1 protein-coding gene is annotated in these 552 nt (G+C 50.4%); it reads right to left on the minus strand.

All coding sequences use genetic code 11. From position 1 onward, the window contains the following. Nucleotides 1–552 (minus strand): Na+/H+ antiporter NhaC family protein (locus R7E78_RS29455; RefSeq protein WP_318059060.1); only part of this gene is annotated, 552 nt, incomplete at both ends.

Genomic DNA, 552 nt, shown 5'->3' on the forward strand with positions numbered 1-552 from the left:
CACTTGAGTCGCAGTGCTGTTGAACGCAAAAATACCCATAGCAACCAGTGCTGCAGGCAGTGCAATGCGGATGTTCTCTTTGAACTTGTCCTTCATTTCACAGCCCTGAGAGCGTGTTGCCGCGATGGTGGTGTCAGAGATGATAGAAAGGTTATCACCAAACATCGCGCCGCTGAGCACAACACCAGCGGTTAATGGCAAGCTCATGCCTGCAGATTGAGCAATGCCCAAAGCCACAGGTGCAACGGCAGCGATGGTGCCCATCGAAGTGCCCATCGCTGTCGCAATGAAGGCTGAGATCATGAAAATACCAGGCAAAATCATGCTGGTCGGAATGGCAGATAGACCTAAGTTTACGGTAGCATCGACACCGCCAGAAGCCTTTGCAACGGCAGCAAACGCACCTGCAAGCAAGTAGATCATGCACATTGCGATGATGTCTTGATGACCAACACCACGCATAAAATGTTCGATAGAGCGGTTAAGTTTCTCTTTGCTGAGAAGAAACGCAATGATGATGGCTGGTAATACCGCAATTGGTGCTGGCAGCTG

This window comes from Vibrio sp. YT-19(2023) (genome assembly GCF_033337395.1).